At 44.1% G+C, this 6,920-nt stretch carries 7 protein-coding genes; 1 reads left to right on the plus strand and 6 read right to left on the minus strand.

All coding sequences use genetic code 11. The annotated features are described in order from the left end of the window. Positions 1-1,672, plus strand: a 1,672-nt coding sequence (locus G1ANC_RS03225; RefSeq protein WP_129693577.1) for a TIM44-like domain-containing protein, incomplete at its 5' end; no start/stop codon positions are given. Here the strand turns inward: G1ANC_RS03225 and G1ANC_RS03230 are convergent. From G1ANC_RS03230 to G1ANC_RS03255, 6 genes are all read right to left on the minus strand, one after another. Then, the gene (locus tag G1ANC_RS03230) at positions 1,669-2,760 is read right to left on the minus strand and encodes a glycosyltransferase family 1 protein (protein ID WP_129693578.1); all 1,092 of its coding nucleotides are present in this window, start codon (positions 2,758-2,760) and stop codon (positions 1,669-1,671) included. The two genes, G1ANC_RS03225 and G1ANC_RS03230, sit on opposite strands and share 4 nt — an antisense overlap. Continuing rightward, positions 2,757-3,167, minus strand: coding sequence for a GtrA family protein (locus G1ANC_RS03235; RefSeq protein WP_129693579.1), 411 nt, complete (start codon positions 3,165-3,167; stop codon positions 2,757-2,759). The genes G1ANC_RS03230 and G1ANC_RS03235 overlap by 4 nt, the downstream gene beginning before the upstream one ends. Continuing rightward, the gene (locus G1ANC_RS03240) at positions 3,157-4,098 is read right to left on the minus strand and encodes a glycosyltransferase family 2 protein (RefSeq protein ID WP_129693580.1); all 942 of its coding nucleotides are present in this window, start codon (positions 4,096-4,098) and stop codon (positions 3,157-3,159) included. The genes G1ANC_RS03235 and G1ANC_RS03240 overlap by 11 nt, the downstream gene beginning before the upstream one ends. 12 nt (positions 4,099-4,110) lie before the next feature. Then, positions 4,111-4,971, minus strand: a complete 861-nt coding sequence (gene sucD, locus G1ANC_RS03245) for a succinate--CoA ligase subunit alpha (RefSeq protein ID WP_129693581.1) — start codon at positions 4,969-4,971, stop codon at positions 4,111-4,113. Continuing rightward, the gene (locus G1ANC_RS03250) at positions 4,968-6,023 is read right to left on the minus strand and encodes an ATP-grasp domain-containing protein (RefSeq protein WP_129693582.1); all 1,056 of its coding nucleotides are present in this window, start codon (positions 6,021-6,023) and stop codon (positions 4,968-4,970) included. Before G1ANC_RS03250 ends, sucD begins: the two co-directional genes overlap by 4 nt. Positions 6,024-6,207: 184 nt before the next feature. Continuing rightward, positions 6,208-6,920, minus strand: a 713-nt coding sequence (locus G1ANC_RS03255; RefSeq protein ID WP_206660724.1) for an ATP-binding protein, incomplete at its 5' end; no start/stop codon positions are given.

Consider the following 6,920-nt stretch of genomic DNA (forward strand, 5'->3'; position numbering starts at 1 on the left):
GTCCAAGAAGAAGGTTCTAACAGATAAGGGTCTAGCCTTGCGACGCTATCTAGCTGGTTTAAAAATGTATATTGAAGTAGCAGAAACTGAAAGATTAAAAATGTTACAAAGTCCAGAGGGGGCTGATAAAGTTAAGGTTGATACAAATGATGAAAAGCAACTTGTAAAATTATACGAACGCGTGTTGCCTTATGCTGTTTTGTTTGGTAGTGAAAAAGAATGGACAAAACAACTTGGTAAATATTACGAACAAGTTGGTAGCAATCCTGATTGGTATTATGGTCAGGGAGTATTTAACGCAGCTGCGTTTGCTTCTGGTATGAGTGGTTTATCATCCGTGGCGTCTAGTGTTAGTAGCTTTTCATCATCAGACGGTGGTTCTGGTGGTGGCGGATTTACTGGCGGCGGCGGAGGCGGCGGTTTGCTGGCCGGTATAGCGATGATTGGCTTCGTGCCAGCTTATTGTATCGGTTCAGCGCTGCGCAAGCACATAGGCCAAGAGGGTACGCGGTTTGTGGCTGCGAACATGATTGGTTTTGTCTTGATAGTAATAACCTTCGTGTTGATTGCTAGAGGTTGGGTAGGTGTAACTATCGCTCTAGGAGCGCTCGTCGGTATGATTACTGGACTTTACGAGGCGTTTAATAAGATTAAGCAAAGCAAGTTTTTGCGCGATAAACTTATGCAAGCTAGCGCTGCCGATCCGGTATGGAACGAACAACAGATAATCGATCACGCCAAGCAAGTATTCCTGCGCTACCAAAGCGATTGGGCGAAACAAGATAGCGAAGCGATTAAAGCCTATACCACCGAAAATTATGCTTATCATGCCGGTTTGATGATTTATACACTGCAGCTAATGAATCGGACAAACCAAATGTCGGATATCGTAGTGAACGACGCCGAGGTGGTTGATATGCTAGATTCGCCAGATGACAGCCAAGACACAGTAACGATTGGTTTTTCGGCGAGCGCTAAAGATTCGCTGGTCGATAACGCTACCAATCAGACATTATTTACCGACAATAGTATGTTCACTGAATATTGGCGATTCCGCCGCCATGGCAAAGATTGGTTACTAGACGGCGTCGATCAGGCGACAGCTAACCCGGCGATGTATAATCCGCAAATCGACCAATTTGCCCGCCAGAATAATTATTGTTATAGCGCCGATATGGGCTGGCTGTTTATACCAAAGCGCGGGCAACTATTTAACGGCGCTCAGTTTGGTACGTCAGATATTAATAACCATGTGGTCGGCTTGTATAAAGAATCATTGCTTGTGCAATTGTATACTTACCAGCGTGCCACTGATAGCTCATCAGTAGTTATCGCTCAAATTAACGTACCGAAAGATTACGGCCAAATTATTGTTCGCCGCAAGAAAATGATGCGTTTCGGCGGTGTTCGCGGTTTGGAAAAAGTCGAAATGGAGTGGGGCAAGTTTAATGAGTTATACGAGGTGTATGCTTCTAATACCGACCAAGCAGCTAGCTTTGAGCTGCTCAACCCGACGTACATGGAGCAATTGGCAGCGCTTGGTTTCGAAGTCTCAATTGAGGTTGTTGATAATGTGATTTATCTGCATACTGCCGAGCAGGGTGCCGATATTGCTGTATATCAGACTATGTACGATTTAGCGCAAAAAGCCTTCAAAGAGATGAGACTCTAGCTGTTGATAGCATTTTCGTAAACTTGCAAAGTTTGCTCGGCCATTCGCCGCCAAGAATACTTAGCCACTTGTTGCTTGCCTTTTTTAGACAAAGTATTGCGCAGTGATTTATCGGTAATAACGGTATCAATCTTGCTGGCAATGTCCTCAATATCAAGCGGATCAAAGTATATTGCCGCATCGCCGAGAATTTCTGGCATGCAAGAAGCGTTGCTTGAAACAACTGGCGTACCGTAGGCCATTGCCTCTAATGGTGGCAGGCCGAAGCCTTCGAGCAGCGACGGGAAGACATATGCTAGCGACCGAGTAAAAATCCAGTCGCGCTCAGCATCAGGTATAAAGCCGGTGAAGTGAATATTTTTGTACTTTTTTGACTCGAAATAGTCTTTGTTGCGCTGAGTGGCAGCGTTAATCCGGCCAACTAGCACTAATCCGAGGTCGGGGTACTTTTGTAGTAGTTTTTGGTGGGCGTCGCCCAAACGGCGGATATTTTTGTAATCGGGCTGCTGGCCGACATAAGCAATAAAGCGCGTAAACGGTGTTTTGTAAGGCTGCAGATCACCCTGATGAATCTCGGCGGCTTCGTAAATAGTTGTAATTTTATTATCAGGTATTCCACAAAACTCCTGATATTCGCGCTTGGTAGTGTTTGATACGGTGATGATATGTTGGCTAGTCTTGGCAATTTTCTTAAATACCCAGCGACCAACTAATTGCTTGGCATGAAAAATAAACCAATTCTTGTCGGAATTATAAGTGTTTAGCAGCGTCATATCGTGAATCGTAGTGATATGTTTACCGCGATATAGGATTGGCTGTTGTGGCATACAAAAATGCACTAGATCGGGATTAAGGTTATCTAGAAAAGCTTTGAAGCCGATTTGCTCAGCCAGCGAATAATTCTTAAAATCAATTGTTAAAATATTAAAATTAGAGTTGGTTGGTCGCCAATAGTTTTTATCTTTGGTCGGTACGAGTATACTGTAGGTATTGTGGTGGTCGATTTTTTGCAAATATTCTAGCANCTTAACCACGTAAGTACCAGTNCCAGAGTTGATAACGCGGGCATCAATAGCGATATGACTCATGATGATTCCTTTCTGAAAACAATTCGCTCGTATAGGCAATAATTCCAAATCAGAGAGATGGCCGTGGCAAATAATTTAGCGACAAATAAGGAAATTCGTTCGTTAGTTATGAAGCTTTTGATTAGCGGTGTAATTAGCCAGATGGTACCGTTTTGCAGCACCCACAAGCCGAATAGCGTGACAATCACAAAAGACACTATCTCATATTTGATATTTTTGCTAGTGGATTTGAAGGTGTACTTTTTGTTAGCGAAAAAGCTAAAAACAAAGGCAGTACCGGTCGAGACAGTATTGGCGGCTAGTTTCGGTAGTCCTAGAAAGGTAAGTAAAAATAATAGCCCAAAATCAATTATCGTATTTATTGTGCCGACGATAGCGAAACGACCAATTTGCGCCTTATTTTTCACGCTTAGCCTCGTGATATTCCTCGACAAAGTAACCAGGCCGGTTCTTGGACTCGCTAAAAATTCGAGCAACGTACTCGCCGATAATACCTAGACTAATCAGCTGGATGCCGCCGAGAAACAAGATTACTGCCATTAGCGATGAATAGCCAGCGCCAGTAGGTACGCCGAATAGCGGTCGAATTAGCAGATAAAGAATATACAAAAATGCACCGCATGATATAATCATCCCCAAAATCGACGACATTCGCAGCGGCGCCGTGGTGAAACTGGTGATACCGTCAATAGCGAGATTAACCAGTCTACTGTAGTTCCATTTGGTATCGCCGGCAGCGCGCGGGTCGCGATCGTAAAGTAATTCTTTTTTATTGAAGCCGATCCAGCTAAAAAGGGCCTTGGTGTTGCGCTGCGATTCGCGCAGCAGCTTGAGAGCTTCAACACAGCGCCGATCAAGCAAGCGAAAATCGCCAGTATCGCGCTGAATTGGAATACGCGTCGACTTTTGCAAAATACGGTAGTACCACTCGCTGGTTTTTTTCTTGAGCCAAGTCTCACCCTGGCGGCTGCGGCGCCGCGCGTAAACATCGTCGTAGCCTTGTTCCCAGAGCTCAATCATTTGCGGGATTAGCTCGGGCGGGTCTTGTAAATCAGCGTCGATAATTACTACTGCATCGCCTTTGGCGTAATCAAAGCCAGCTAGCATGCCAGCTTCCTTGCCAAAATTGCGCGATAGATTAATATAAGCAATTGAAGAATTCTTTTTGGCTTCTTTTTGAATCATAGTCAAGGTGTCATCACTACTGCCATCGTTGATAAATAGCAGTTCTAGGCGGTATTTTTTGATCGTTTTTTGCAAATCTTTTAGACGTGCGAATAACTGCGGCAACACCGCTTCTTCGTTGTAGGCTGGGATTAGAACGGTAATTGTCTTCATAGGCTAATTATATCACTTTATTTTTTGAACAAGCTCACTAATTGAGTTGGCGGTAATGGCGCCAGCTTGCTGCAGATAAGCTGTCTTGGCGGTCGCCGACTCAAGCGCGTTAGTACCGAGGATAGCGCCAGCGTGTCCCATTTGGACGCCGTTAGGAGCGCTATGTCCAGCGATATAAGCGTAAACTGGCTTACTGATAGATTGCTTAATATAATCAGCTGCCGTAATTTCGCTAATGCCGCCGATTTCGCCGATCATTACTATACGTTTAACGCTAGGGTCGTTTTGAAATAATTGTAAACAATCGACAAAACTACTGCCGCTAATCATATCGCCGCCGATACCGATGATGTATCGCTGCCCGAAACCAGCCTGCGTCAATAACGACATGGCTTCGTAAGTAAGCGTGCCACTGCGGCTGACAATCGCCGTGTCGCCAGGTGCTGCCAGTGACGCTGGAATGATACCCAGCAGCTGTCCGTCTGGTAATAACACGCCGGGGCAGTTTGGACCGATCAAGACTGAATGGCTGCGGCGTAGTTTTTGCTTAATCTCGAGCATATCGTGCACTGGTACGCCCTCGGTGATGCAGATGATAAGCGGGATTTGCGCCTGAATAGCCTCTAAAATAGCGGCTTTGGCGTACGGCGCTGGCACAAAAATCACGGAAATATCAATGGCAAAACGTTTTTTGATATCGCTAATTGTTCGGAAAACTGGTATGCCGTGAACTTCGGAAACAGCTTGATTAGGCGAGGTACCAGCGACGATATGCGTTTTGTAATTAAGCATATTTTGCGCGTGAAACCGGCCGTTTTTTCCAGTGATTCCCTGAATTATGACATTTTTGCCAGTGAAAAGCTGCGGTGTCATGAAATGTCCTCCAGGATTGCTTCTAAACTGTCGAATAGCGGTAGATTGTATTGTGCTAGCAGTTGGCGGGCTTCAGATTCGCGGTTGCCAGATAGGCGAATGGCGAGTTTTGGTAGGTCAGGAATTTGCCGCTGGGCATCGATAATGGCTCGGGCTACCTCATCGCAGCGGACAATGCCGCCAAAAATATTAATGATAATCACGTTGATATTATCGAGAGTAGTGATTTGACGGAAACAATCGAGGACTTTATCAGAAGTAGCTGTACCACCGATATCAAGGAAATTAGCTGGCACCAGACCGCTTGCCACCACCGCATCGACTGTTGCCATGGCGAGCCCGGCCCCATTGGCGATTGTAGCAACCGCGCCGTCACGATTAAGTATGACGAAATTGTGTTCGGTAGAGTTGTCTTCGAATTGCCAATCCAAGTGGCGAAAAGCAGCTGCATCGTCAACGGTAATTTTAGCGTCGCCAGCGATTAGTCTACCGTCTTTAGTTAGAATTAACGGATTAATTTCGAGCATTAGACAGTCATTGTCAACAAAACAACGATAAGCATTTTCAATAATATCTTGCAGCAAGAACGCTTTGTCAGCAATATCGAGATAATCAGCGAGCTCGTCAGCTAAAGATTCGAATTTTTCGTTGACGATATCGCGCCGAAAAAAGGCTGCAGTATCTTGACTCTCAATTTCGATGCCACCACCAGCGTGAGCAAGCAGTTCGATGGCGGCGGTTTGGCGGTTAATATTTAATGAAAAATAAAATTCGCGGCTAATATCGAGGATTTCTTCGGCTAGCAATTTTGACGGCAAAAATCCCTTGATTTTAAGATTGAACATTTTTCGGGCAATAGATTCTACATCTGACTGCCGACGGACTATTTGCACGCCGCCAAGTTTGCCGCGCCCGCCGATAGGAACCTGCGATTTCAGAACGATTGGCGCAGCGATAGCTTGTAATTCATTAATAGCGAAAACTTTGCCGCGCGGTATCGGCACTTCACACGCTGACAGTAGGTTTTTGGCTTCATATTCTAGCAGGCGCATAGCAAACCCTTCTCGTGTAATATGCTCTTTAAAAAAATATGGTATGAGATGACAGTAAGGATAGTTGTTGAATTTTTCACATCGAAAATGTCGATAGAATGTCGATAGAATGTCGATAGAGTGGATTTAACAGAGGTAACTACTTTTTGGAAAATGTCGATAGAATGTCGATAGCAGTACATAGTTATAGATTGTTAGTATTTAAATTGTATCTACGGTGTCTAGTTTCTCCTTGAGGAAAAATCAAGCCGAATTTTACTAATCGCTCTAGCTCATGACGAGCGCGCCGATCGTCTCCAACGCTATTCATATTGTTAATTTCTCTATATGTGTGGTTTGTTATACTGTTGTGACTATTTTTCAGATAAGTTAAAGCAGTTAATTGTCTTTCGTTCAGATTATGCTTTTTAAATCGTTGTAACCACAGGTGATCTTCATTGTCCATAAATGTTGAGTTGTAAATAGTTATTCTAAAAGAGGATGGTAGATTTTCAAATAAAGGCTCCTTTAGTCCAGCGCTATTCAGAGAGTCTCGAATAGTTTTAATACCGCGAGCTCGTTGTTCTGTTATATGAAAATCTTTAAGAAAACTCATGAGTGTAGGATTACGCGATACTGATGGCGTTTCGTCAATTCTTTCAATTGGCACTAAACTTCGGCCGGGATTTATGATTTCTATCCTGTCGGCGTATATGTCAATTTGAATACGAGAAGAGTATGTGCTGTAGTCGCGATGAGCTATTGCGTTTGCTAAAGCTTCTCGGATAGCGATTTCTGGTATAGATAAATATTCTTGTCGAAGACCTTGAGGGTCGATTAATCCACGTATCGGCAGTTTGGAACGAAGATGATTTGCGGCTGATTTAAATTGACTTATCACATTCCCATTGAATTCTC

Source organism: Candidatus Nanosynsacchari sp. TM7_ANC_38.39_G1_1 (genome assembly GCF_004138385.1).

Excerpts from the sequence above, each read along its gene's own strand:
- G1ANC_RS03250 (WP_129693582.1), bottom strand. The coding sequence starts at position 6,023 with ATGCGCCTGCTAGAATATGAAGCCAAAAACCTACTGTCAGCGTGTGAA.
- sucD (WP_129693581.1), bottom strand. The coding sequence starts at position 4,971 with ATGACACCGCAGCTTTTCACTGGCAAAAATGTCATAATTCAGGGAATC.
- G1ANC_RS03240 (WP_129693580.1), bottom strand. The coding sequence starts at position 4,098 with ATGAAGACAATTACCGTTCTAATCCCAGCCTACAACGAAGAAGCGGTG.